This window comes from Duganella rivi, assembly GCF_009857435.1.
Taxonomy (GTDB): domain Bacteria; phylum Pseudomonadota; class Gammaproteobacteria; order Burkholderiales; family Burkholderiaceae_D; genus Rugamonas; species Rugamonas rivi.
In genome coordinates, this window is record NZ_WWCK01000002.1 from 104,416 (window position 1) to 127,584 (window position 23,169).

21 protein-coding genes and 1 pseudogene are annotated in these 23,169 nt (G+C 62.8%); 10 read left to right on the forward strand and 12 right to left on the reverse strand.

The genetic code is table 11. The features are described 5' to 3' along the window. Positions 1 to 4 precede the first annotated feature (4 nt). The 4 genes from GTP45_RS05045 to GTP45_RS05060 form a co-directional block, all read right to left on the reverse strand. Positions 5 to 1,144: a DegT/DnrJ/EryC1/StrS family aminotransferase gene (locus GTP45_RS05045; protein ID WP_161012805.1), complete on the reverse strand. Its 1,140-nt coding sequence runs from the start codon at positions 1,142 to 1,144 to the stop codon at positions 5 to 7. A gap of 62 nt (positions 1,145 to 1,206) precedes the next feature. Continuing rightward, the gene (locus GTP45_RS05050; protein WP_161012806.1) at positions 1,207 to 1,578 is read right to left on the reverse strand and encodes an SMR family transporter; all 372 of its coding nucleotides are present in this window, start codon (positions 1,576 to 1,578) and stop codon (positions 1,207 to 1,209) included. A gap of 16 nt (positions 1,579 to 1,594) precedes the next feature. Continuing rightward, positions 1,595 to 3,256: a glycosyltransferase family 39 protein gene (locus GTP45_RS05055; protein WP_161012807.1), complete on the reverse strand. Its 1,662-nt coding sequence runs from the start codon at positions 3,254 to 3,256 to the stop codon at positions 1,595 to 1,597. Continuing rightward, positions 3,256 to 3,648 (reverse strand): Mth938-like domain-containing protein, encoded by a 393-nt coding sequence (locus tag GTP45_RS05060; protein WP_161012808.1) that lies wholly within the window; start codon positions 3,646 to 3,648, stop codon positions 3,256 to 3,258. Before GTP45_RS05060 ends, GTP45_RS05055 begins: the two co-directional genes overlap by 1 nt. A 173-nt stretch (positions 3,649 to 3,821) precedes the next feature. On the opposite strand from GTP45_RS05060, the gene GTP45_RS05065 reads away from it, so the two are divergent. Together GTP45_RS05065 and GTP45_RS05070 are read left to right on the forward strand one after the other, a co-directional pair. Further along, positions 3,822 to 5,054 (forward strand): pyridoxal phosphate-dependent aminotransferase, encoded by a 1,233-nt coding sequence (locus tag GTP45_RS05065; RefSeq protein ID WP_161012809.1) that lies wholly within the window; start codon positions 3,822 to 3,824, stop codon positions 5,052 to 5,054. Between the two features lie 24 nt (positions 5,055 to 5,078). Continuing rightward, on the forward strand, positions 5,079 to 6,401 hold the full coding sequence (locus GTP45_RS05070) for a homoserine dehydrogenase (protein ID WP_161012810.1): 1,323 nt from the start codon (positions 5,079 to 5,081) through the stop codon (positions 6,399 to 6,401). A 114-nt stretch (positions 6,402 to 6,515) separates the two neighbouring features. Here the strand turns inward: GTP45_RS05070 and GTP45_RS05075 are convergent, their stop codons facing one another. The 5 genes from GTP45_RS05075 to GTP45_RS05095 form a co-directional block, all read right to left on the reverse strand. Then, a complete protein-coding gene (locus tag GTP45_RS05075) occupies positions 6,516 to 6,833 on the reverse strand; it encodes a BON domain-containing protein (RefSeq protein ID WP_161012811.1) in 318 nt (105 codons plus the stop codon). A 191-nt stretch (positions 6,834 to 7,024) separates the two neighbouring features. Next, on the reverse strand, positions 7,025 to 8,425 hold the full coding sequence (locus GTP45_RS05080) for a sigma 54-interacting transcriptional regulator (protein WP_161012812.1): 1,401 nt from the start codon (positions 8,423 to 8,425) through the stop codon (positions 7,025 to 7,027). Continuing rightward, positions 8,422 to 8,985, reverse strand: a complete 564-nt coding sequence (locus GTP45_RS05085) for a hypothetical protein (RefSeq protein WP_161012813.1) — start codon at positions 8,983 to 8,985, stop codon at positions 8,422 to 8,424. The genes GTP45_RS05080 and GTP45_RS05085 overlap by 4 nt, the downstream gene beginning before the upstream one ends. After that, entirely contained in the window at positions 8,975 to 10,408 is a 1,434-nt protein-coding gene (locus GTP45_RS05090) for a sensor histidine kinase (protein WP_161012814.1), read from the reverse strand. Before GTP45_RS05090 ends, GTP45_RS05085 begins: the two co-directional genes overlap by 11 nt. 82 nt (positions 10,409 to 10,490) lie before the next feature. Further along, entirely contained in the window at positions 10,491 to 10,832 is a 342-nt protein-coding gene (locus GTP45_RS05095; RefSeq protein ID WP_161012815.1) for a ribonuclease E inhibitor RraB, read from the reverse strand. 249 nt (positions 10,833 to 11,081) lie between these two features. Between GTP45_RS05095 and GTP45_RS05100 the strand changes: the two are divergent. Together GTP45_RS05100 and GTP45_RS05105 are read left to right on the forward strand one after the other, a co-directional pair. Then, positions 11,082 to 11,237 (forward strand): annotated as a pseudogene (locus tag GTP45_RS05100) (SAM-dependent methyltransferase); the annotation flags it as partial. Positions 11,238 to 11,278: 41 nt separating this feature from the next. Next, on the forward strand, positions 11,279 to 11,902 hold the full coding sequence (locus GTP45_RS05105) for a 4'-phosphopantetheinyl transferase family protein (RefSeq protein WP_161012816.1): 624 nt from the start codon (positions 11,279 to 11,281) through the stop codon (positions 11,900 to 11,902). Positions 11,903 to 12,176: 274 nt separating this feature from the next. Here GTP45_RS05105 and GTP45_RS05110 read toward each other — a convergent pair whose 3' ends face one another. Next, positions 12,177 to 12,734: an outer membrane beta-barrel protein gene (locus GTP45_RS05110; RefSeq protein ID WP_161012817.1), complete on the reverse strand. Its 558-nt coding sequence runs from the start codon at positions 12,732 to 12,734 to the stop codon at positions 12,177 to 12,179. A gap of 270 nt (positions 12,735 to 13,004) precedes the next feature. On the opposite strand from GTP45_RS05110, the gene GTP45_RS05115 reads away from it, so the two are divergent. The 6 genes from GTP45_RS05115 (at position 13,005) to GTP45_RS05140 (ending at position 20,116) form a co-directional block, all read left to right on the forward strand. Beyond that, positions 13,005 to 15,149, forward strand: coding sequence for a TonB-dependent receptor (locus GTP45_RS05115; RefSeq protein WP_161012818.1), 2,145 nt, complete (start codon positions 13,005 to 13,007; stop codon positions 15,147 to 15,149). A gap of 13 nt (positions 15,150 to 15,162) precedes the next feature. Beyond that, positions 15,163 to 15,435, forward strand: a complete 273-nt coding sequence (locus GTP45_RS05120; protein ID WP_161012819.1) for a hypothetical protein — start codon at positions 15,163 to 15,165, stop codon at positions 15,433 to 15,435. Then, entirely contained in the window at positions 15,425 to 15,694 is a 270-nt protein-coding gene (locus tag GTP45_RS05125; protein WP_161012820.1) for a hypothetical protein, read from the forward strand. The genes GTP45_RS05120 and GTP45_RS05125 overlap by 11 nt, the downstream gene beginning before the upstream one ends. Beyond that, entirely contained in the window at positions 15,691 to 17,250 is a 1,560-nt protein-coding gene (locus tag GTP45_RS05130; protein WP_161012821.1) for a PepSY-associated TM helix domain-containing protein, read from the forward strand. The genes GTP45_RS05125 and GTP45_RS05130 overlap by 4 nt, the downstream gene beginning before the upstream one ends. A 61-nt stretch (positions 17,251 to 17,311) precedes the next feature. Then, positions 17,312 to 19,210 (forward strand): MFS transporter, encoded by a 1,899-nt coding sequence (locus GTP45_RS05135; RefSeq protein WP_161012822.1) that lies wholly within the window; start codon positions 17,312 to 17,314, stop codon positions 19,208 to 19,210. A gap of 153 nt (positions 19,211 to 19,363) precedes the next feature. Next, entirely contained in the window at positions 19,364 to 20,116 is a 753-nt protein-coding gene (locus GTP45_RS05140; RefSeq protein WP_166454546.1) for a hypothetical protein, read from the forward strand. On the opposite strand, the gene GTP45_RS05145 is transcribed toward GTP45_RS05140, so the two are convergent. Together GTP45_RS05145 and GTP45_RS05150 are read right to left on the reverse strand one after the other, a co-directional pair. Next, on the reverse strand, positions 20,117 to 21,646 hold the full coding sequence (locus tag GTP45_RS05145; protein WP_161012823.1) for a hybrid sensor histidine kinase/response regulator: 1,530 nt from the start codon (positions 21,644 to 21,646) through the stop codon (positions 20,117 to 20,119). It lies immediately after the preceding gene. Between the two features lie 5 nt (positions 21,647 to 21,651). Next, entirely contained in the window at positions 21,652 to 23,133 is a 1,482-nt protein-coding gene (locus tag GTP45_RS05150; RefSeq protein ID WP_161012824.1) for an ATPase domain-containing protein, read from the reverse strand. Positions 23,134 to 23,169 lie beyond the last annotated feature (36 nt).

The following is a 23,169-nucleotide window of genomic DNA, read 5'->3' on the forward strand; positions in this document are numbered from 1 at the left end:
GCGGTCATTTGATCAGGATCGCTTTCACGGCAGCGACGGTGCGGTCGACGTCGGCGATGGTCATGGCGTAGAACATCGGCAGGGTCACGGTCAGGCGGCCGATCTTTTCAGCGACCGGGAACATGCCTTCCTTGAAGCCGCGCTCGCGGTACATGGTGAACAGGTGGATCGGCGCGTAGTGGTAGCCGGTGCCGATGTTGAAGCGGTCTTTCAGCGCGTTCATAAAGTCGGCGCGCGTGGTCGGGCCGTTGTCCGGCAAGATGATCTGGAACAGGTGGTAGTTACTGCTATCAAAGGCTTGCAGCGGCAGCTGCGCGCCCGACAGCGCTTCAAAGTCGGCGCCAAACTGCTCGTAGTAGCGGCGCGCCAAGGCGCGGCGATGCGCCGTGATGTTGTCGATATTGGCGAACTGGCCCAGGCCGATAGCGGCCATGATATCGCTCATATTGTATTTGCCGCCCAACACGTCGACGTCGATGCCGTCGACGCCGCTGCGGGTCACGCCTTGCAGGCGGTACTTCTCGGCCAGTTTGGCTTCTTCCAGATTGTTCAAGACCAGTGCGCCGCCTTCGCCGGTGGTGATGTTCTTGTTGGCCTGGAAGCTGAACGAGACGAAATCGCCAAACGCACCGATGCGCCGGCCTTTCCATTCCGAGCCGAAGGCTTGGGCCGCATCTTCAACCACGCGCAGATTGTGCTTGTTGGCGATGGCGTACAGGCGATCCATATCGACCGGCAGGCCGGACAGGTAGACCGGGATGATGGCCTTGGTGCGCGGCGTGATGGCCGCTTCCAGCTTGTCGAGATCGATGTTGCGGGTCACCGGATCGATATCGGCAAACACCGGCGTGGCGCCCACTTCAATGATGACGTTGGCGGTGGCCACCCACGAAATCGGCGTGGTAATCACTTCGTCGCCGGCGCCGATGCCGGCGATGCGCAGCGCGATCTCCATGGTGCAGGTGCCGGAATTGAAGGTACGCACCGGGCGGCCGCCGAAGTACTCCGACATCTGGGCTTCAAACGCCGCCACTTTCGGGCCGCTGGTGATCCAGCCCGAGCGCAGGACTTCGCCCACGGCGGTAATGGTGGCCTCGTCTATCGTAGGCTTGGAGAAGGGCAGGAAAGGCAGATCAGCACTCATGAGGTGGTTTGCTCGTTATCGTAGTTTCATGTAAAAACGTATGGCGCATTCTAAAGTGTTCGTCAGGTGCGCGCCAGCCATGCGACACCGATCAGGATGACGAAAATAGCAAGCAAGCGCTGCACGGACAGTGCTTCACCGAACAGATACCAGGCGCCGATGGCGGTCACCACGTAGCCCAGCGACAGCATCGGATAAGCCACGGAAACATCGACGCGCGACAGCGCAATAATCCACAGCACCACCGACAGCACATAGCAAGTAAGCCCGCCAATAATGGGCAGCTGGCTTGCGACCCGCAAGCCGACGCTGAACAGATTGCTCAAGGTCAGGTGGATTTCACCGACGTTGCGGGCGCCCGCCTTGAGCAGCAATTGCGCCACGGCGTTGAGTAAAACGCCAAAAACAATGAAGCCAAAAGTTGCGATATTCATTTTGTGGTTTTGTTCATTACAGATTGGTAATGACGATACGGCGCGAGTCCTCCGTCACCACGCGCATGGGAATGCCCTTGGTCTTCAGCAGCTCGTAGACGTCCTTGCTGGTGATGGCCATGGCCTTGACCTTGTCGGCGCTGTGCTGCTTCCATTTCTCGACAAAACCGTCGAGCGAGGGAATCGATAGCTCCGGCTGCTGGCGCAGGCCGAAAGTGAATTCGTCCCAGTAATCGACCAGCACCACGGTGCGTTGCAGGTAGAAGGTCATCGACTGCTCGTAGGTGCTCACCGAATAGATTGGCGTGTTGGCCTCCAGTTCCGGCAGCATTTTCAGGGCCAGCGTTTTACCGGCGCGCAGATTGCCGTACGGCTCGAAGCCGGCCAGGATCAGCTGCACCGACAAAAAGCCAGCCACGGCCATGGTCAGCACCGCCAGGTCGCGGCGCAGGTGGCGCGCATGGAACAGGGCCAGTGCGCCACCAGCGGTGGCGATGATGGCGGCGGTCAGCACCCACGGCTGATAGGCTTCCAGCAGCGCGCGTTCGTCCGGGTGGCGCACCGCCGAGCCAGCCATCTGCGGCACGGCGGCCAGGGCGATCAGTCCGCCCACGATCAGCACCCCGGCAGCCAGGCTGCGCTGCAGGCGCGAGGCATGCTCCAGGTACACCGCCGCCAGCATGGCCAGGGCCGGGAACACCGGCACGATGTAGCCCGGCAGCTTGGAGCTCGAATAGCTGAAGAAGAAGGTGATGAACACGGCCCAGATCACCAGCATCAGCTTGGGCTGGAACACCGCCTGCTGGTCGCGCTTGAAGCCGTTGACCAGTGCCTGCGGCGCCACGCCCAGCCATGGCATCAGGCCCGGCAGCATCAGCAGCAGGAAGTAGTACCACGGGCCTTCGCGGTGGTGAGTCTTGAGGAAGAAGCGTTCCCAGTGTTCGTGGATAAAGAAGAAGTGCGGCTGTTCCGGGTTCTTCAGCGCCACCAGCACGAACCACGGCGCGGCGATCGCCAGGAACAGCAGCAGCCCTTTGCCGAGGTGCAGGCGCTTCCAGATCGCGAAGTCGCGCGACAGCGCGGTGTAAATCACCAGCACGCCGCCCGGCAGCACCAGGCCGATCAGGCCCTTGGCCAGCACCGCCAGCGCCATGCCGGCCCAGCACAGCAGCATCCAGTTGCGCCGTTCCGCCGCCGTGGCGCCGTCGCGCTGGGCGACCAGCATGCTGCCCAGGGCCAGGGTCATCATGCCCGACAGGCCCATGTCCAGCGAATCGATCTGGCCCGAGGCGACCCAGAACAGGGTGGAGCCCAGCACCAGCGCGGCGTAGAAGCCGGCACGGGCGCCGAACACGCGTCCGGTTGCATAGCCGGTGAACGCCACGCCGCCCAGGCCGCACAAGCCGGTCCACAGGCGCGCCTGCCATTCGCCGTAGCCGAACAGGCCGAACGACAGCGCATTCATCCAGGTTTGCAGCGGCGGCTTTTCAAAATACTTGATGCCGTTCAGGCGGGTGGTGATCCAGTCCTGGCTGGCCCACATTTCGCGCGCCATTTCAGCGTAGCGGCCTTCATCCGGCGGCACCAGCGTGCGGATGCCCAGCACGTACAACCAAACAATGGCAAATGCCGCCAACAGTCCCCAGGTGAATTTTTTAGAGTTATACAGGTCGTTCATCAGGCGCTTTTGCCCTCGTTAGCGTCGATTACCAGGGCCAGCGTGACCTTGCGGCCCTCGCCCATCAGGATGTTGTAGGTGCGGCAGGCGGCCTGGCTGTCCATGCATTCCACGCCGATGCGGCGCATGGTCAGGGCGGCGGTCAGTTTAGGATGGATGAAGCGCTGCCTGGTGCCGGTGCCGAGGATGACCACGTCCGGATTGTCCTGGCCGATCAGGTCGAAATGCTCGGCGGTGAGCGATTCAAAAGTAGGGGCGTTCCACGCGCGCGCCGGGGTTTCCGGCAGCACGATCAGGCTGTAGTTATAACGCTCGGCGTTGATCTCAACGCCGGTTTCATCGTAGCCGGTGACGGTCTGGTATTTTTGGGTATCGCTTTGGTGGAGCTTCATGGCAGAAATCGTTATTTAGACGGCAAAAGAAGCATCATTGTAGCGTTTTAAAGATGAAAGGTTGATTAAATCAGGGCCTTTCGGCAGAATGGTTCTTTTCGCATTGCAGCATGGGCCAGCGCCGGTGTTTTGGCAGGTCTTGGAAGTTTGCCTCACATAAACAGGATTTTATTTTGCGACCGATTCAAAAATCGAACAAACTGGCGGAAGTCTGCTACGAGATCCGCGGCCCGGTGCCGGAAAAAGCCCGGCAAATGGAGGAAGAAGGCCACAAGATCACGAAGTTGAACATTGGCAACTTGGCCGTGTTCGGCTTTGATCCGCCGGATGAAATCGTGCAGGACATGAAGATGAACCTGTCCAACGCGGCCGGCTACACCGATTCCAAGGGCATGTTCGCGCCGCGCAAGGCGGTGATGCACTACACGCAGGGCAAGAATATCCGCGGCGTGTCGATTGACGATATCTACCTCGGCAACGGCGCGTCGGAGCTGATTGTGATGTCGATGAACGCGCTGCTCAACAACGGCGACGAAGTGCTGGTGCCGGCGCCCGACTATCCGCTGTGGACGGCGGCGGTGTCGCTGTCCGGCGGCAAGCCGGTGCACTATATCTGCGACGAGCAGCAGGACTGGTATCCCGACATTGAAGACATGCGCAGCAAGATCACGCCGAACACGCGCGCGATCGTGGTCATCAATCCCAACAACCCGACCGGCGCGCTGTATCCGGTCGAGCTGCTGCTGCAAATCATTGAACTGGCGCGCCAGCACGACCTGATCATCTACGCCGACGAAATCTACGACAAGGTGCTGTATGACGGCGCCGAGCACGTGTCGATCGCCTCGCTGGCGGACGACATCCTGTTCGTGACCTTCAACGGCCTGTCGAAAAATTACCGCGCCTGCGGCTACCGTTCCGGCTGGATGGTGGTGTCGGGCGAAAAATCACACGCAAAAGATTACATCGAAGGCCTCAACATGCTGGCCTCGATGCGCTTGTGCGCCAACGCGCCGGGGCAGTTTGCGATCCAGACTGCGCTCGGCGGCTACCAGTCGATCGACGACCTGGTGGGCCCGGGCGGGCGCCTGTTGAAGCAACGCGATCTGGCTTACAAGCTGCTCACGGAGATTCCGGGCGTCAGCGTGGTCAAGCCGAAAGCGGCGCTGTACATGTTCCCGCGCCTTGATCCGAAGATCTATCCGATCGCGGATGACCAGCAGTTTGCATATGAATTGCTGGCCGAAACGAAAGTGCTGATCGTCCAGGGCAGCGGCTTTAACTGGATCGCACCGGATCACTTCCGCGTAGTGTTCCTGCCGAACTCGGACGATATGGTGGAAGCTTTCGGCCGCATGGCCAAGTTCATGGAAAGCTACCGCAAGCGCCACGGCGCCAGCTTCTAAGCATAGATCTCTGGATACACGAATATGAAACCAATCAAAGTAGGCCTGTTAGGCGTCGGCAATGTCGGCGGTGGTACGTTTGACGTACTGGAGCGCAATCAAGAAGAGATCCGCCGCCGTGCGGGCCGCAGCATCGAGGTGGTGGCCGTGTCGGCCCGCAACCTCGAACGCGCCAAGACGCGCACCGGCGGCAAGGTGGCCGTGGTGGCGAACCCGATGGACATCGTCAACGATCCGGAAATCGATATCGTCGTCGAACTGATCGGCGGCTACGAGCAGGCGCGCGAGCTGGTGCTGAAGGCGATTGAAAACGGCAAGCACGTGGTTACCGCCAACAAGGCGCTGCTGGCCGTGCACGGCAACGAGATTTTCGCCGCGGCGCAAGCCAAGGGCGTGATGGTGGCGTTTGAAGCGGCCGTGGCCGGCGGCATCCCGATCATCAAGGCGCTGCGCGAAGGCTTGACCGCCAACCGCATCGACTGGCTGGCCGGCATCATCAACGGCACCACCAACTTCATCCTGTCCGAGATGCGCGACAAGGGCCTGGACTTCGCCACCGTGCTCAAGCAGGCGCAGGAACTGGGCTACGCCGAAGCCGATCCGACCTTCGACATCGAAGGCGTGGACGCGGCCCACAAGGCCACCATCCTGGCCGCGATTGCATTCGGCATTCCGGTGCAGTTCGACAAGGCGCACGTGGAAGGCATCTCCAAGCTGAACGCGGTGGACATCAAGTACGCCGAACAGCTGGGCTACCGCATCAAGCTGCTGGGCATCGCCAAGCGCGCCAAGGTGGGCGGCAAGGAAGGCGTCGAGCTGCGCGTGCACCCGACCCTGATTCCGTCGAAACGCCTGATCGCCAACGTGGAAGGGGCGATGAACGCGGTGCTGGTGCAGGGCGACGCCGTTGGCGCAACGCTGTACTACGGCAAGGGTGCAGGCTCGGAGCCGACTGCTTCGGCCGTGATTGCGGATCTGGTCGACATCACCCGCCTGGCAACCGCCGATCCAGAACATCGCGTGCCGCACCTGGCGTTCCAGCCAAACGCCATGACCAACATCGAGATTCTGCCGATGTCGGAAGTAACGACCAGCTACTACCTGCGCATGAACGTCAGCGATCAGCCAGGCGTGATGGCGGACTTGACGCGCATCCTGGCTGACGCCGGCATCTCGATTGACGCCATGCTGCAAAAAGAACCTGCCGACGGCGAAACCCGTACCGACATCATCTTCTTGACGCACCAGACGCAAGAGAAGAACGTCACCTCGGCCATCGCCAAGATGGAAGGCCTGTCGACCGTGTGCGGCAGCGTCACCAAGATTCGCCTGGAAAACCTGAGCTAATCAAAAAAACCCGGACAGTGTCTACGCACACTGTCCGGTAAAGGGTAAAGGGCAGCTACTCCTATTAAGCGCCCGGTGCTACTACTGCTCTGCTGCTGGCTACTACTTCAGTTCTTACTTCGAAGCGACGGTCAGTTCGCTTTTCACTTCCTTCACGCCCGGCACGGCCGATGCCACCTGGATAGCCTTGGTGCCGACGTCGGTGCTGGCAACGCTACCGGACAGGGTGACTACGCCGTCTGCGGTGGTCACGCCAATCTGCTTTTGATCTGCCAGGGAAGCCTTGATCTTGCTGGTGATCGCCTCATCGGTGGAGGCGGCGCTGGTTTTCGCTGCGCCGGCCAATGCGCCTTCCTGTTGTGCGTAAGCGGCGCCGGTAACGGTCAGGGCGGCGGCAATCATCAGGCGGGTGATCAGTTTGCTGGTTTTCATGGTTTGCTTCCTTTATTTCAGTTGAGGGTAACCACCTCTTTGCAAACCGCGTGCCAGCTCTATTTTTCCCTTTATATTCAAATGCTTATACGTGTTTTTCTAATGGGAAATCATAAGCCCATGGATTTTTCGGCCATATTGCCGGGAATTTGTCGGGAAATGGCGACACGGACGTGCCGCCTTATGCTAAGTCATTGATTTTTAAGCGGGTCGTCTTGTCGCTCGGTGGCGACATCGCCCCGGAACAGGCTGGCGTCCAGCTCGTGTTTTTGCAGCAGGCGGTAGAACTCTGTGCGGTTGCGCTCGGCGAGGCGGGCGGCGTCGGCCACGTTGCCATCCGTGAGTTTCAGCAGCTGTACCAGGTAGTTGCGCTCGAAGCGGCGGCGCGCCTCGTTATAACTGAGCACTTCCAGCGACGGCACACGCAGGGCGCGCTGGATCAGCGACAAGGGCACCAGCGGCGCCGTCGCCAGTGCGCAAACGTGTTCGACCACGTTGTACAGCTGGCGCACATTGCCGGGCCATGCCGAGGTGGTGAGCGCCTCCAGCGCATCGGGCGCGAAGCCGTGCACGGTCTTGCCGTACTTGGCGGCCAGCGCGTGCAGGAACTGCGTTGCCATCGGTGCGATGTCCTCGCGCCGCTGCGCCAGCGGGGGCAAGGTCAGCGTGATGACGTTGAGGCGGTAGTAAAGGTCTTCGCGGAACTGGCCTTCGTGCATGGCCGCGTCCAGATCGCGGTGGGTGGCGGACAGGATGCGTACATCGACCGGCCGCGCCACGTCTGAACCGAGCTGGCGCACCACGCGTTCTTGCAGCACACGTAGCAACTTGACTTGCAGCAGCAGCGGCATATCGCCGATTTCATCGAGGAACAGGGTGCCGCCGTCTGCCGCCTGCAGCAAGCCTTCGCGGCTGGAGACGGCGCCGGTGTAGGCGCCCTTGACGTGGCCGAACAGTTCCGACTCCAGCAGTGCCTCCGGGATCGCGCCGCAATTAACGGCGATGAAGGGCGCTTGCGCGCGGCGGCTGGCGCGGTGGATGGCTTGCGCCAGCAACTCTTTGCCGGTGCCGCTTTCGCCGCGGATGAGAATGCTGGCGTCCGAGGCGGCCACCAGGCGCGCTTCGGCCAGCAGCTCGTCCATACATTGGCTGCGGCTGATGATGGCGGCGCGCCACTGCTCGTCGCCGTCTGTGGCACGCGCGGCTGGCGCTGCCAGGCTCAGCGCCTGGGCGATGCGTTCCAGCAGCAGCTTGGCGTCGAACGGTTTGGTCAGGTAGGCGTAAGCGCCGAGCGTGGTCGCTTCCACCGCATCCGGGATGGTGCCGTGCGCGGTCAGCAGGATCACCGGCAGCGCCGGGTAGCTGCGGCGGATTTCCTGGAACAGTGCCATGCCGTCGCGGTCGGGCAGGCGAATGTCGCTGATGACCAGGCGCGGCAGCTCAATCGATAGCCGCGCCAATGCAGCCTCGGCGCTGCCGACGGCGGTGACGCGGTAGCCATTGGCGCTCAGGCGCATCGACAGCAGGCGCAGCAGGTCGTCGTCGTCATCGACCAGCAGCAGGTGGGCGCCTTGTCCTTGTTGTGGGCTCATTTGTTCCCCTGTGGCGCGGGCGCCGGGCGTACCGGCAAGGTGCGCTCGATGGTCTTGAGCGCTTCCAGCGTGTCGTTGAGTTGATCGATGCGGCGCTGATTGTCCTTTTGCTGCACGCTCAGCTTGTCGACGTGGTCGTACAGGCGGCGCGTTTCGGCGCAATTGCTGGACAGTAGCTGGGCCAGCGGGCGGAATGGCGCGGCTTCGATGTCGGCCGAGCTGGCCACGCTGTCGAGCAGCGCTTGCGCGCGCGCGAGGTCGCCGCTGCCGCGCGTCAGCATCAGGGCCATGCCCATTTGAATTGCCACCCGTGGGCTGCGCTGTTGCAGGCCGAGCCCGCTTAATTCTTTCAGCAACTCGCCCTGGCTCATGCGGCGCAGCGACTGGTGATAGCTGAGCAGCGGGCCGATTTCATCGGGCGGCGCCGGCGGCGTGGTGATCACGTGCACCACTTGCGGCGGCGCGGGCGCGGGCGCCGGATCGTCGGGCAGCGGCGAATTCAAGGTGCAAGCCGCCAGGGCCAGGCAGATCAGCAGGAGTGGAAGCGGCTTAGCGTTCATAAGGCAATTCAATGCGGAAGTTCGCACCCCGGTCGGAGGGCAAGAGTTTTAAAACGCCGCCATGCGCGGTCACGTATTCCTGCACAATGGACAGGCCAATGCCGTTGCCGCGCCGCGCGCCCGGCGGCTGGCGCTGGCCCTGGTAGAACGGCTCGAAGATGCGGGCCGCATCTTCCGGCGCCACGCCCGGCCCCTGGTCGGCGCACTCCAGCAGCAGCTTGCCGTGCAGCTGGCCGAGGCGGAAACTGATCAGTCCGTCTGCTGGGCTGAAGCGTACCGCGTTCGACAGCAAGTTGCCGACCACCGTGGCCAGCTTGTCGGAGTCGGCCGCGATCGGCTCGGCCTTGCCTTCGCTGACCACGGTCAGCCGCGCTGCCTGCCATTGCAGGCGCTGGCTGTCGATGGCCTGCGCCAGCACCTGCTCCATATCGACCGGCTGGCGCTGCAAATGCTGGGCGTCGAAGGCGGCCGCGTTGTAGCGCAGCAGCGCCTCGATCTGCGATTGCAAAGCCGCCGTATTCTGGTTGAGGATGCCGGCAATCTCGCGCTGGTCGGGCGACAGCGCGCCGGCCACGCCGTCCTCCAATAAAGCTACGCCTTCGCGCAAAGCGGCCAGCGGGGTCTTTAGCTCGTGCGAGATGTGGCGCAGGAAGCGCGCCTTGTCCGCCTCGAGATCAGCCAAACGCTGGCGCAGCCAATTCAACTGCTGGCCGACGCGCTGCAAGTCCTTGGGGCCGCGCACGGCAATGGCCTGGTCGTAGCGGCTTTCGCCCAGCGTGTCGATGGCTTGTTCGATCTGTTCCAGCGGACGCGATAGCCACAGCCCGAAACCGCCGGCCAGCAGCGCGGCCAATATGACAGAGGCTATCACCTGCGCCTTGAGCACGGCGCGCCGTTGGTCGAGTTCGGCCAGCAGCTCGCCGTTGCGGCGATCCACTTCGCGTTTGACTTCGTCGGCCAGCTGCTGACTCACTTCAGGCAGCGGCGCCAGCATGCGTTCCAGCGCCTGCTGGCGGGCGCTGCGGCCGTTGGCGGGCCGGGGCGATGGCTGTTGCAAGATATCCCATGCGTGTTCGCCGGCCTGGCGCCAGCGCGCGAAGAGTTCGGGCGGCGTGTAGGGCAGGGCGGCAGCGACCGCGTCGAGCGAGGTGAGCGCGTCGCGCCATGCATCGGCATAGCGCTTGCGGAAGGCGGGATCATCCAGTACGAGGTATTGGCGGGCACTGCGCGTCATGGCGACGCTGCGCTCGGCCAGTTGCTGGGTGTTTTCGGTCAGGGCCAGCGCGTGGCGTCCGCTGTCGCGACTATGGGCCGCGAGGCGATCCAATGTCCACAGGGCGTGCAGCGAGGCGGCGCTCAGCAACACGGCAATCAGCAGGAAAACGCCCAGCAGCAACTGGCGAAACGACAGTTTCGAGAGCATGTGGGTAGAAAAATGGCTATGTTGACCGAATCATATGGCCAAACAGCCGCGGTAGCCTGTTCGATTGACCGTGGGAGCGGTCTTAAGCGGCCGGGCCGACGTCCATGCCGTCGTAGGATTCCAGCTGGTGTTCTTCGGCGAGCTTGTAGAACTCCTGATTGCGGGCGTGCAGGGTGTCGACCGTGTGCTTCTCGACTTTTTCAATGTGCAGCCACCACAGCGCGGGATTGCCGGCTTCCGGCTTGGAGTCGTAGATGCCGACGAGCTGGTAGCCCTTGGCTTTCAGGGCGGTGGCGGCGCCTTCCAGCTTGGCCTTGTCGGCATCCGCAAAAAAATAACCCCACAACAGCGGCTTGGTGATATCCCACGGGGCATTTTGCTTCATGTCGGCGAACAGCGCGACCATTTCTTCTTTGGTAATCATTGTTTATTCCTTGGACGTGTGGCGACGGCGTTGCGGGGTTGACGCTGTTTGTCGCCTTATAAGTTTGCGGCACCACCCCAACCCGCACACCGCTGCGGCCAGGGTCTGACCCCGAACGGGGTCAGACCCTTTCGTTAGGGGTACTGCTGGCAGCAAACCTGTTAAGCGCCAGCGATATGTGGATTGGGCGTACAGCGCTATCTACGAAGGACGTTATTTTACCGCGCCGAAGGCGAGGCGTACTTTTAGGCCGGTTTCTCGGTGCCGGACAGTGCCGTCTCCTATCCTTTCCTGTGGTGGAGCCGCGAAGACCTGGGCATGATGGAAACCGTGCTGCGGATCAAACCGCCGGCCGTACGCGAAGAAACACTGATTAACCTGGTCGCTCTTAAGCCGGCTGCCTAGTCGTTTATAATGCCCTTTTGGCTTAGGGCAATAGTTTCAAGATGACGAAGGCTTCTTTCTGGATGGTGGACGCGGACGCGGTGAGCGACGCCGACCTGCAGCGCTTGCGCGGCTGGCTGTCGCCGGGCGAAATGGCGCGCCACCAGCGCTTCGTCCGCGCACAGCGGCAGCGCCAGTTCATTGTCGGCCGGGTGCTGCTGCGCATGGCGCTGGGCCGCTTGCTGGGCGTGACGCCGCAAGAGATCCGGCTGGAAGAGCAGGTCGGCAAGGCGCCGCGCTTGGCGGCGCCGGCGCTCAAGGGCGTGCCGCCCGGTTTCAGCATCGCCCACAGCGGGCGCTGGGTGGCGTGCGCGGTGAGCGCGCAAACGGCGCTGGGTTTGGATATCGAAATGAAGGATGGCGGGCGCGATCTCAATGCGCTGGCTGCGCAAGCATTCGACAGCGTCGAGATGTCGCAATGGGAGCGCCTACAAGGCTTGCCCGATGATCAGCGGGTGGAGGGTTTCTACCGTCTGTGGAGCGAGAAGGAAGCGCGCTTCAAGCTGGGCGACAGCGGCGGCGGCCACTGCCTGGAGCTGCCGCACGCGGAACTGTCGATGGTGCTGTGCACCGACAAGCCACTGGAAAAGCCGCCGGTGATAGAAGTGGTGACTCTTCCAGCATAAAAAAAGGTTCTTCACGGATAACCGGGAAACGCCATTTAACGGGGTACGCAATATGAGGACTGGTTGGCGTCACCCTCCAGAATCCTAAAAACGCACCCCGACCGAAAGGGTCTGACCCCGTACGGGGTCAGACCCTGGCTGCAGCGGTGTGCGGGTTGGGTTGGTGCCGCGCGCTTTTAAAGCGGCAGGCAACGTCAAACCCGTCGTGCAAAACGTCTTCCCTTAAATCCGTGATGAACCTAAAAAAAGCTGGCTTAGCCGGCTTTTGTCTTTCTTAGAACGCGTAACGCACGCCGGCCGAGAAGAAGTCAGCCTTGATGTGGCTGCCGCCGTCCTTGGCGATCTTGCCGAAGTTTTCGTATTCAGCGACGAAGCTGACGTTCTTGTTCAGTGCGAACGACGCGCCTACGCCGATATACGGCGAGGTTTGGTTGTCCGAACCGCTAGCCGAGATGCCAGGCGCCGATGCCGATACTTTCACGTGCGACGAAGCCACGCCCACCTTGCCGAACAGTGCGAACTGGTCGTTCAGCGGCAGGGTGCCGGTTGCCGCGATGTACACGGTTTTCGGCTCGGAAGCGATGCGTGCGCCGTTGCCGCGTTTTTCTGCTTCGCGCAGGTCGGCAAAGCCTACTTCGAAACCGAAGTTGCGGTTGTAGGTGTAGCCGCCGTACAGTTTGTATGCGGTGGTGCTTTCCTTGAACGAGTAGGACTCTACGTCCACTTTTTGCTCAGCGCGGCCAACGTTGGCGCCGATGTAAGCGCCTTCTGCCTGGGCTGCCAGTGGTGCTGCCAGGGCAGCGATCATTGCGGCGAAGATAGTTTTTTTCATGTTGCTCTTTCCTGTAGTGGGACAAAAAGCAAAACGGCGCATCCTGCGTTATGCGGAGGCATCGTTTCGCCGGGGCAACATTATAGAGAAAGCTAGCAAATTATGCAAATTGACCGGTTCGGTGCTAGTCGTTCAGGCCATTGTCGTCGGCATACGTATCAACCTTGCAATGCCAATTCGATAAAAATTTTCTTGTAAATGTAAACGATTCTCATTTAATATTATTGTTTGTGAACAATTCTCATTCAATAAAACTGGGGAAACAGGGAAATGCGGATCAAGGTAATGGCGTTGGCGCTGGCCGGCACGACGGCGGCGTGGGCGGCACAGGCGGCGGAAGGTGAGCCGATCGAGCAGGTAGTGATCAGCGGCGATAAACTGAAACGGACGGAAATCGACAGCAGCGCCAGCGTCGGTGCGCGTAACCGCCGCCAGATCGAGGAGTCGGGCTTTAACTCGCTGGACGAGGTGGCGTCGCAGATGGCCAACGTCGGCACCGCCGAGAACCTGTCGATCCGCGGCGTGCAGGCTTACGGCCCGACCGGTGGCGGCGGCAAGACCATCACGCTGGTGGTGGACGGCGTGCCGCAGGACGGCTTCGGCCAGGACATCTCCAACCTGAGCGTGTGGGACGCCGACCGCGTGGAAGTGCTGCGCGGCCCGCAGTCCACCAACCAGGGCCGCAACTCGCTGGCCGGCGCCGTGGTGCTGAAGACCCGCGATCCTTCCGATGTGCGCGACTTCAGCTACCGCGCCAGCGTCGGCAATCAGAATGCGCACCGCGTGGCGTTTGCCGGCGGCGGCGCCATCGTCGACCAGGTGCTGGCCGGCCGCATCTCGCTGGAGCAGCGCAAGCGCGACGGCGATGTCTACAACCCGACCCGCGACGATAAGCGCGCCAATCACGACGACGGCCACACGCTGCGCGCCAAGCTGCGCGTAACGCCGTGGGGCGATCATTACCAGGCGCTGGTCACGCTGGTGGACGACAAGCAGGATTCGGGCTACGGCACGGTGGAAGCGGTGAAGGCGCCGGCGTCGTGGCGCCAGAATCTCGCCAACGAGCGTAGCTTCACCATCAATCACACGCGTTCCGCGGCGCTGGAGCAGACCTTCCGCGCGTTCGGCGCCGATGTCACGCTGCTGTCTACCTATTCGCACAACCGCTACAACCGCACGCAGGACTACGACGGCACGGAGCTGAAGCAGGGCTATCGCACCGGCGAAAACATCGACCGCCAGTGGGTACAGGAAGCGCGCGCCAACTTCGACACGCAGCTGTTTGGCCACAAGCTGAAAGGCGTGGCTGGCTTGTACTACTCGCAGCAGTACTACAACGGCGACGACACCTTCATCGTGCCGGTGTCATATGTCTTGGGCCTGATTGGCCAGTGCCGGTCGCAAGCCCTGTGCGATGCGGCCTATGGTGCGGAGTTCATCAGCCGCCGCCAGTTGCAGAACAACGCCAGCAAGACCCGCGCCGCCTACGGCGAAGTCGATTATGTGGTCGATAAGCTGACCATCACCGCTGGCATGCGCTTTGACGGCGAGCGCCAGAACCGCGTGCCGGATTCGCAAACCGAGGGCACCTCGCCGCTGGCGCGCCAAATCTTCAAGCAGCTGATCAACGCCGGTTACTTTGCACCGGATGGCCCGCAGAACCTCGATACCGACAACTCGGTGTGGCTGCCCAAGCTGGGTGTGCGCTACGCGCTGGCGCCGGAGTGGGTGGCCGGCCTGACCGCGCAGCGCGGCTACCGCACCGGCGGCGTCGATTACAGCTACCAGCGCGGCTCGCACGCTTATGGCCCGGAATACACCAGGAACTACGAGGTGTCGCTGAAGGGCGCGCTGGAGAATGGTTTGGTGGTGTCGGTGAATGCATATCGCGTCAATTGGGTGGATCAGCAGGTCAACGTGGGCAACAACACGCTGGACGTCTACCTGGTCAACGCCGGCAACTCGCGCCTGCAAGGCCTGGAAGGCGAACTGCGTGGCCGCGTAACGTCGCAGCTGGAGCTGTTCGGCGCGGTCGGTATCGCGCGCACCAAGTTCATTGATTTCGTGACGCCGACCGAGAATTTCAGCGGCAAGCAGTTCGCGCGCTCGCCGCGCGAGACGCAGTCGGTGGGCTTCACCTGGACGCCGGGGCGCTGGATGCTCAACATGAGCCTGGCCCATGCCGCCGGCACGTACACCAGCTCGGAGAATACCGACCGCAATGACGGCCACACCACGCTGGCCGGCAAGACCACCTACACGCTGGCCAATGGCCTGAAGCTGTTCGCTTACGGCACCAACCTGACCAACCAAGCCTACATCACGGCCAACAAGCTGGAATCGGTCACTGGCCGCTACAAGGTGACGCTGGGGAGCGCGCGCCAGGTCGGTTTCGGCTTGCAGGGCTCTATCTGAATGGGAGGATGAGATGAACTGGATCTGCACGGGCGTGGCGGCGCTGGCCGCGTTGTGCCTTTACCTGGCGTCGCCGCACCAGGCCTTGTGGCCGGCGGCGTTGCGGCGGCAAGCGTTCCTGCGCTGGTTGACGGTGCCGCTGCTGGCCGGTTCCATCGCCAGCGCGGCCGAGGCTTATGGTGCGTGGTGCGGCGTATGCATCACGCTGTCCGGTTTCATGACCACGCTGGTCGTGCTGCCGTACCTGGACGCGTGGCACCGGAAGGGAGTGCAACATGCTCGGTAAATCGACTGCCGCTGCGTTGCTCGGCTTGCCGTTGTCAGTGCTGATCGTCGGCTTTGCGGCCTTGCTCAGCCAAGACCAGGCCAGTACCACGCTGCCCTGGCTGTTGCTGTTCTTCCTCGTGTGGATCGCGGTGATGACGGGGGCTTTCCTGTTCAAGACCGGCTTGCGCGCGTGGCTGTGGATGGGCGGTGCAACCGTGATCGGTCTCGCTGCGCTGCATTTTCTCAAGGCCAGTGGCCTGGTCAGGATCGCCGCATGAAATCAGCTACTTTGCGCACTTTTATCTCGGTGCATACCTGGGTGGGGCTGATCGCCGGTTTTGGCTTATTCATCGCTTTCTATGCCGGTGCGGTGACGCTGTTCCACGAAGAGCTGCACGCGTGGGAAACGCCGCCGGCCAAGGTGGCCGCGCCAAGGCACGAGCCGCAAGCCTTGATCGACGCGGTGCTGCAAGCGCATCCGCAGGCCAAGGACGCGTTTTACGTGCGCCTGCCGAATGAACACGAGCCGGAACTGGTGCTGGAATTCGCCGAGCGCCACTTCCGCCTCGACGCGAACGGCAAGCTGGAAGAATTCAAGGAACGCTCGCAATTGGTCGACTTCATCTACCGCTTGCACTATACGGCAGGCTTGCCGCGCAGCTGGGGCATTTACGTGCTGGGCGTGGTGTGCGTGCTGTATGGGCTGGCGCTGGCCAGCGGCGTCATTATCTACGCGCCCAACTTCTTCAAGGACTTGTTTGCGCTGCGCATCGGGAAGAACATCAAGCGCATGTGGCAGGACGCGCACAACGCCATCGGCATTCTGTCGCTGCCGTTTCACTTGATGTACGCGTGGAGCAGCGCGGTGCTGGCGCTGGGCGTGCTGCTGCTGGCGCCGTTCCAGTACCTGGTCTTCGACGGCAAGCTGCTGCAATTGGTCGGGCAGGACATCAGCGCGGCCGCCCCGCCCAAGGCCGCCGGCGTGAGCGCACCGCTGGCGCCGGCCCGGCAACTGCTGGCTGAAGTCGAGCGCGCGGCGCCGGGCATGGAGGTAGAGACACTGATCTACCGTCAAGCCGGCGACGCCAACGCGCAACTGCAAGCCTATGGCCACGCACACCAGAACACCGTGTCGAGCGTTGCCGCCGTGGTGCTGAACGCCAGCAGCGGCAAGGTGGAGCGCGTGGTCATGCCGGACAACTACAGCGCCGGCACGCGCTTCCTGCGCAGTTTGCAGACGCTGCATTTTGGTAGCTTCGGCGCGGCGGCGGTGCAGTGGATGTACTTCGTGCTGGGCATGGCCGGCGCGTTCCTGTTCTACAGCGGCAACCTGCTGTGGATCGAGGCGCGCCGCAAGCGGCACAAGCTGGTGCAGCCGCGCAGCGGCAAGCTGATGGCGCAGGCGACGCTGGGCGTGTGCCTGGGTTGCGTGGCCGGGGTGTCGGCGGTGTTCCTGGCGAACAAGCTGGGGCCAGCGAACCAGTTGCCGCTGTGGGAGTCGCGCAGCTACTACACCGTGTTCTTCGGCTGCGTGCTGTGGGCCTTCGCCCGTCCCCCTGCACGCGCGGCGCACGAGCTGCTGAAGCTGTGCGCTGTGCTGACGCTGGCCGTGCCCTTGTCGCACTGGTGGAGAACCGGCGTTAACCCGGTGTTGGCGCTGCTGCAAGGCGACGGCGTCGTGGCCGGCGTGGCGGCTATATCGGTACTGTTTGCGACGCTGTACTGGAAGATGTCGCGCGCCGTACTGGCACGCGGCCAGCACGGCGACCCGCACAGTGTATGGTCATTGCGCAAAGTCATGCCAGCACAGGGAGAGATACAGCAAGCGGCATAATCATGCGGTTATAATCCGTTCAATCTTTCAGGAAACTTCATATTGAACGGAACCGCCCGACATGAGCCAGCCCAATCAGTTTTCTTTGCTCAAGCAGCGCCGCTTTGCGCCGTTTTTCTGGACTCAGTTCCTCGGTGCGTTTAACGATAATCTGTTTAAGACGGCGCTGGTGGTCATCATCACGTTTGATGCGCTGAGCTGGACCACCATGTCGCCGTCGCTGGTGACCAATCTGATTCCGGGCCTGTTCATTCTGCCGTATGTGCTGTTCTCGGCCACGGCCGGCCAGTTGGCCGATAAGTTTGAGAAATCGGGCCTGACGCGCTTCGTCAAGTGGCTGGAGGTCGGCATCATGTGTGTGGCCGGCATCGGCTGGGTGACGCACCACCTGTGGCTGCTGATCGCCGCCGTGGTGGGCATGGGCGTGCACTCGACGCTGTTTGGGCCGGTGAAATATGCCTACCTGCCGCAGCAGCTGAAACCGGAAGAACTCATCGGCGGTAACGGTGTGACCGAGATGGGCACCTTCGTCGGCATCTTGATGGGCGAGGTGCTGGGCGCGGTGCTGGTGGTGCAGCAGCCGCACGGCCTGCTGCTGGAAGCTGCCGCCACCATCTGCGTGGCGGCCATGGGCCTGGCCGCGGCCTACCGCATTCCGCTGTCGCCGGCGCCGGCGCCCGATCTCAAGATTAGCTGGAACTTCGTCGGCGAATCGATCCGCAATATCAATTTCTCGCGCAAGAACCGCACGGTGTTCTTGTCCATGCTCGGCAACTCGTGGTTCTGGTTTTACGGCGCGCTGGTGCTGGCGCAGTTCCCGGTGTACGCCAAGGATTATCTGCACGGCGACCACGGCGCCTTCGTGCTGCTGCTGACCATCTTCTCGCTCGGCGTCGGCAGCGGCTCGCTGCTGTGCGAGCGCCTGTCGGGCCGCAAGGTGGAGATTGGACTGGTGCCGTTCGGTTCGATCGGCTTGACGGTGTTTGGCGTCGACCTGTATTTCGCCAGCCTCGCCTTCAGCGGCGCGGCAACTGCGGGGGTGCACATAGACGCGTTCGCGCTGCTGGCCCAGCACGGCATGTGGCGCATTCTGTTCGACGTGCTGATGATCGGCATGTTCGGCGGCTTCTTCATCGTGCCGCTGTTCGCGCTGATCCAGCTGCGCTGCGATCCGGCGCACATCTCGCGCACCATCGCCGGCATGAATATCCTCAATGCGCTGTTCATGGTGGCGGCAGCCGGCCTGGCGATTGTGCTGCTGGGGCAGGGCTTGACCATCCCGCAGCTGTTCCTCGTGACCGCGCTGCTGAACGCCGTGGTGGCGATTTACATCTTCTCGCTGGTGCCGGAATTCCTGATGCGCTTCCTCGCGTGGCTGCTGATTCATACCATCCACCGGGTGCAGGTGGTGGACGCCGAGCGCATACCGGCCGAAGGTGCGGCGGTGCTGGTGTGTAACCACGTGAGCTACGTCGACGCCATCGTGATCATGGCCGCTGCGCCGCGTCCGATCCGTTTCGTGATGGATCACCGCATCTTCAAGCTGCCGCTGCTGGGCTGGATTTTCCGCACTGCGCGCGCGATTCCCATTGCGCCGGCCAAGGAAGACCCGTGGCTGATGGAAAAGGCTTATGTCGATATCGCGCAGGCGCTGCACGAGGGCGACCTGGTGTGCATCTTCCCCGAGGGCCAGCTCACGCGCACCGGCGACATCAACGAGTTCAAGGGCGGCGTGGCCAAGATCGTCGAACGCAGCAAGGTGCCGGTGATCCCGATGGCGCTGCGCGGCCTGTGGGGCCATCTGCTGAGCCGCAACCAGGAGAATGTGTTCGAGCGCGTGTTCCGCAAGGGCTTGCGCTCGCGCTTGTCGCTGGCGGTAGGCGCGCCGGTGGCGCCGCAAGATGTCTCGCCGGACGACCTCAAGCAGCGCGTGGCGGCGCTGCGCGGCGACTGGAAATAACCACGCGCCGCGGCAAAAGGCTATGTCATAGTCGTTAAAAAATGTAACTTACCACAGGTTACAAATTACTTAGTTGTCTTAACAAGTTTTCCGTAGACTGCGATGCGGCGCTTCACGCGAGCGCCGCATGCTTATCACTAGGGGAAAACTAAAATGCAGAAATATACGTACTGCGCGCTGGCCACTGCAGCGCTGCTGGCACTGACCGCTTGCGGCGGCGACAATATTCAACAACAACCACCACAGGCGGCGCCGGTCGCACCGGCGCCAACGCCGGTGGCATCGACCATCACCATCGACTTCACCAAGGGCATCGACGGCTGGGTTGCCGGCGTGGCCGATTACACCGACGACAGCGAGCCGACCGAAACCGGCGCCGGCTGGTCGAAAATACCGCTGCCGGTGGGTGGCATGGGCTATTACGTGGCCTCGCGTAACAACAGCGACGATGTGTTCACCTTCATCAAGCGTCAGTTCACCGGCCTGGTGCCGAACGCGAAGTACACCGTGACCTTTGAAATGACCTACGCCACCGATGCCGCAGTCGGCTGCTTCATGGGTGTCGGCGGCGCGCGCGGCGAGAACGTCTACATGGTGGCCGCGGCGACTGACGCCGAACCGAAAGTGGTCAAGCAAACCACTGACAACCGCTATCGTTTGAATTTTGATCACGGCGACCAGGCAGTGTCCGGCAAACAGGGCAAAGTACTGGGCGTGCAGGGTGTCGAGGGACTCGAGTGCGAAGTGGCGCCGATGACCAAGGCCACCCGTAAATCGGACGAAGCGATTTCCTTCACCGCCGATAAAGACGGTAAGTTCTGGATCGTGCTGGGTACCGACTCGGCGTTCGAAGGCACCAACGCTCTGTACTATCTGGGCGCCGTCGCCAAGGTCAAGCCGCAATAATCAGCGCGCCGCCTGCACCTGCTCGCGGTTGTGCCGCGCGCCGGCCAAGCGGACGATCTGTGCCAGTTCCACCGGCTTGACCAGATGATGGTCAAAGCCGGCTGCCGCCGTGCGCTGGCGCGCATCGGTTTGGCCCCAGCCGGTCAGGGCCAGCAGCAAGATGCGCTCGGCGCCGGGGAGGCGGCGGATGGCGCGCGCAGTTTCGTAGCCGTCCATGCCGGGCATGCCCAAGTCCATGATGACCATGTCCGGCGCTTGCTCCGTCACCGCCGCCACGGCGGACGCGCCGTCGTACACGGCGCGTGCATCGAAGCCTTCGATCTCCAGCAAGGCGCTCAGCGAATCAGCGGCGTCCTGGTTGTCATCGACCACCAGCACTTGCATCTTACGGCCATCGGCGCCGCCGCCCGGCGCCAGCGGCTCGGGGAGACCAGCGTCTTGCCCGGCCAGCACCGGCAGCATGATCACGAACTCGCTGCCCTTGCCGATGCCGGCGCTGTAGGCTTCCACCGTCCCGCCGTGCATCTCGGCGAACTGGCGCGATAAGGTGAGGCCGATCCCCAGGCCGCTGGAAAACTGCCCGTTCACCGTGTTGCTTTGCTCGAACATGCGGAAGATGCGCGGGATGGTGTCGGCATCAAGTCCGATGCCGTCGTCGAGTATGCTGACCATCAGCTGCCCTTGGTCGACTGCGGCGCGCACCGACACATGCCCGCCCTGCGGCGTGAACTTGACTGCGTTCGATAAGATGTTGGCGATGATTTGTACCATCCGCGCGTAGTCGATATCGAGCATGAGCTCGTGCGCCGGCAACTGCCAGGTGATGTGGATGCGCTTGGCGTCCGCCGCCTGCTGGCACAACTCGCCGACGTGGTTCATCACCGACACCAGCGACGCCAGTTGCCGCTGCAAGGTGACCTTGCCGCTGGTGATGCGCGCCACGTCCAGCAAGTCCTCGACCAGGCGCGTCAACAGGCGCACCTGCCGTTCCACCATGTCGCGGATGCGCGCCACCGGCGCGGCGTCCGGGTAGAGGTGGGTGAGCATCGTCACGGCGCTGCGGATCGGCGCCAGCGGATTGCGCAGCTCGTGCCCCAGGCTGGCGAGGAATTCATCCTTGCGCCGCGCCGCCTCGCGCACCTGGTACTGCTTGTTGCGCGCGCGTAAAACGGCGTGCAGCGCGGTGAGCAGCGTGATCGTGCGCACCGGCCGCTCCATCAGGCTCAGATTGCCCAGGCCCGCCACTGCCTGCCGCACACGCGGCGAATCGGCGCCGTGGTGGGTGAGCAGGACGATGGGCAGATCCGACCAATCCGGCTGCCGCGCAACGCAGCCTTGCAGCAGCTTGTAGCCGCCCGCGTCCAGCGCTTCCTCCACCGTCAGCACCGCGCCGGCGCCGCGCTCAAGCTCTTGCGCCAGCTCGGCCAGCGTGCCGCATACGTGGCTGTCGATGGCGGCCATGGCCAGCACGCGCGCGGCCAGCGGCGCATCCTGGCCGGTGGGAGCGTAGATCAGGATGCGTGCTTCCATGGCGCCTAGTCGCGGTCGGCGTCGCCGCTGAAGGTCGGCACGCCGGTCAGCACGCCGTGGAAGTCTTTCAGCACCGGCCCCACAGCCAGGCCGCCGGCGCCGATGATGAAGCGGCGGATGGTGCGCTCGTGCGCGCTGCCGCGTTTCTTGAACACCGAGATCGCTTGCCTTACCTCGCCGGCCGCTTCGAAGTAGCGCAGCATGATGATGTTGTCGGCTAGGTAGCTGGCATCCACCGTCGTGCTCATGTGGGAGCCTAGCATGCCTTGCTGTACGCCGACGATGATGCTGACCACGCCGCGCTGGCCGAGGTAGGTCAGTAGCTCGTGCAGGTGGACGATCAGGAAGCGTTCGTCCGGCACGGCGTTCAGGTAGCCGTTCAGGCTGTCGATCACGACCACCCGCGCGCCGTGTTCGACCGCTTTCAGCACGGCGCTGGAGAATTCGCCCGGCGCCAGTTCGGCCGGGTCGATTTGCTGCACCGTCAGCAGGCCGTTGTCGATGGCGTCTGATAGATTCAGGCCCAGGCTGTGGCAGCGACTGAGCATATTGTTGCGCGCTTCCTCAAACAGGAACATGGCGCACGCTTCGCCGCGCAGCGTGGCGGCGTGCACGAACTGCGCCGCCAGCGACGACTTGCCGGTGCCGGACGGGCCGCTGATCAAGGTGCTCATGCCTTCTTCCAGCCCGCCGCCGAGCAGGGCGTCGAGCGCCGGCATGCCGCTGGACAGCTGGCGCTGCGGAAGGCTCTGGCGCGATTGCGCCGCCACCAGGCGCGGGTAGACCAGCAGGCCGCCTTTGACGATCTTGTAGTCGTGCGCGCCGCCGCGATAGGCCACGCCGCGGTACTTGACGACGCGCAGGCGGCGGCGGTCGGAGCCATAGTCCTGGTCGGTCAGCTCCAGCGCCAGCACGGCGTGCGCCACGCTGCGCACCTGCAGGTCGGTGGTGAGGGCGGTGCGGTCGTCGAGGAGCATGGAGGTGCAGTGGCGGCTGCTCAGGTACTGCTTGAGCGCCAGCACCTGGCGGCGGTAGCGCAGCGGACTTTCGGCCAGCAGCTGGAGCTCGGACAGCGAGTCAAGCACAATGCGGCGCGGATGATACTTATCCACGGCCGCGAGGATGCGCTGGGTCGTGCTGCCCAGTTCAATTTCCGACGGGTGGAAAATGGTGTACTGCTGATCTGGATCCAGCGCTTTTTCATCGGGGATGATTTCTTCGATGCGGATGCCATCCATGCTCCAGCCGTGGGAGCGCGCGACACCGCGCAGCTCCTCGGCTGTTTCCGCCAGCGTAACGTACAGGACGGGCTCGCCGCGCCGCATGCCTTCGTTTAAAAATTGCAGGGCAAGGGTGGTCTTGCCGGTGCCCGGCTCGCCCTCCACGAGGTAGAGGCGATTGGCGGTCAGGCCGCCGGCCAGCACTTCATCAAGGCCGGGCACACCGGTCGGTAGAAAATCGATAGCGACGCTGTTTTGTTCTTCCATGGGCAGATTCCGAAACGAAAAAGGCGTTGTCCCGGA

Coding starts and splice junctions, on each gene's coding strand:
- GTP45_RS05045 (WP_161012805.1), bottom strand. CDS start 1,144: ATGAGTGCTGATCTGCCTTTCCTGCCCTTCTCCAAGCCTACGATAGAC.
- GTP45_RS05050 (WP_161012806.1), bottom strand. CDS start 1,578: ATGAATATCGCAACTTTTGGCTTCATTGTTTTTGGCGTTTTACTCAAC.
- GTP45_RS05055 (WP_161012807.1), bottom strand. CDS start 3,256: ATGAACGACCTGTATAACTCTAAAAAATTCACCTGGGGACTGTTGGCG.
- GTP45_RS05060 (WP_161012808.1), bottom strand. CDS start 3,648: ATGAAGCTCCACCAAAGCGATACCCAAAAATACCAGACCGTCACCGGC.
- GTP45_RS05070 (WP_161012810.1), top strand. CDS start 5,079: ATGAAACCAATCAAAGTAGGCCTGTTAGGCGTCGGCAATGTCGGCGGT.
- GTP45_RS05075 (WP_161012811.1), bottom strand. CDS start 6,833: ATGAAAACCAGCAAACTGATCACCCGCCTGATGATTGCCGCCGCCCTG.
- GTP45_RS05080 (WP_161012812.1), bottom strand. CDS start 8,425: ATGAGCCCACAACAAGGACAAGGCGCCCACCTGCTGCTGGTCGATGAC.
- GTP45_RS05085 (WP_161012813.1), bottom strand. CDS start 8,985: ATGAACGCTAAGCCGCTTCCACTCCTGCTGATCTGCCTGGCCCTGGCG.
- GTP45_RS05090 (WP_161012814.1), bottom strand. CDS start 10,408: ATGCTCTCGAAACTGTCGTTTCGCCAGTTGCTGCTGGGCGTTTTCCTG.
- GTP45_RS05095 (WP_161012815.1), bottom strand. CDS start 10,832: ATGATTACCAAAGAAGAAATGGTCGCGCTGTTCGCCGACATGAAGCAA.
- GTP45_RS05105 (WP_161012816.1), top strand. CDS start 11,279: ATGACGAAGGCTTCTTTCTGGATGGTGGACGCGGACGCGGTGAGCGAC.
- GTP45_RS05110 (WP_161012817.1), bottom strand. CDS start 12,734: ATGAAAAAAACTATCTTCGCCGCAATGATCGCTGCCCTGGCAGCACCA.
- GTP45_RS05115 (WP_161012818.1), top strand. CDS start 13,005: ATGCGGATCAAGGTAATGGCGTTGGCGCTGGCCGGCACGACGGCGGCG.
- GTP45_RS05120 (WP_161012819.1), top strand. CDS start 15,163: ATGAACTGGATCTGCACGGGCGTGGCGGCGCTGGCCGCGTTGTGCCTT.
- GTP45_RS05125 (WP_161012820.1), top strand. CDS start 15,425: ATGCTCGGTAAATCGACTGCCGCTGCGTTGCTCGGCTTGCCGTTGTCA.
- GTP45_RS05130 (WP_161012821.1), top strand. CDS start 15,691: ATGAAATCAGCTACTTTGCGCACTTTTATCTCGGTGCATACCTGGGTG.
- GTP45_RS05135 (WP_161012822.1), top strand. CDS start 17,312: ATGAGCCAGCCCAATCAGTTTTCTTTGCTCAAGCAGCGCCGCTTTGCG.
- GTP45_RS05140 (WP_166454546.1), top strand. CDS start 19,364: ATGCAGAAATATACGTACTGCGCGCTGGCCACTGCAGCGCTGCTGGCA.
- GTP45_RS05145 (WP_161012823.1), bottom strand. CDS start 21,646: ATGGAAGCACGCATCCTGATCTACGCTCCCACCGGCCAGGATGCGCCG.
- GTP45_RS05150 (WP_161012824.1), bottom strand. CDS start 23,133: ATGGAAGAACAAAACAGCGTCGCTATCGATTTTCTACCGACCGGTGTG.